The sequence below is a fragment of the Paracoccus sp. Z118 genome (assembly GCF_019061185.1).
Taxonomy (GTDB): domain Bacteria; phylum Pseudomonadota; class Alphaproteobacteria; order Rhodobacterales; family Rhodobacteraceae; genus Paracoccus.
Map to the genome: position 1 here is coordinate 1 of NZ_JAHQZU010000109.1, position 625 is coordinate 625.

General features: G+C 67.7%; 2 protein-coding genes. Both read right to left on the minus strand.

Going from position 1 to position 625, the window contains the following annotated elements:
• Window positions 1-343 (minus strand): PepSY domain-containing protein (locus tag KTN05_RS17730; protein WP_217330677.1); only part of this gene is annotated, 343 nt, incomplete at its 3' end.
• Between the two features lie 9 nt (window positions 344-352).
• The coding region (locus KTN05_RS17735) for a DUF2271 domain-containing protein (protein WP_217330678.1) at window positions 353-625 on the minus strand (273 nt) is incomplete at its 5' end.

Below are 625 nucleotides of genomic sequence, written 5' to 3' on the forward strand. Positions count from 1 at the left end.
ACAGCGAGCGGTGCAAGTTGGTGAGCCAGCGCCTCACCACGTCGGGATCGGCCGAGGCGGCATCCAGCCCAGTCGCCGGGTCGATCACCGCCGCCTGCGGGGTGCCTCCGTCGAACCAGTAAGCGGTTATCTGCCCCGAAGGAGAACGCCGGATCTGTTCCAGCCCCGGATGGCTGGCGGCGATCGAGCCGGCCAGATCGGCCACGGAAAGGCTGGCCCCGACCTGGTGCGAAGACAGCCGCTCGGCCGCGGGATAAACCGACAGGGCTGCCCCGGACAGCGCAAGCACCGTCAGCAGCAACGCGGCCAGGACGCCCGGCCAGCGATGGAGTGCGCGGATCATCTTGGTGCCTTACTTGTAGGAAACGCTGGCGATGTAGCGCGAGCCGGTGGCACTCGCCCCGGCTGCGGTGAGCGGCAGTTCGACCTCGTTCGGGCTGTCGCGCATGTCTTCGACGGCGGCATCGACATGCAGGGTGTAGCCCGCGTCGAACAGCGCGTCGGCGAGATCGAGCGTGATCTCCAGTGTGCGGCCTGCGCCGACGCTTGCTCCGGTGATGCCATCGACCTGCCGGGTGTCGCCGCCGGTCATGCGATACCAGCCCGAGAGGGAATCGTAGTATTT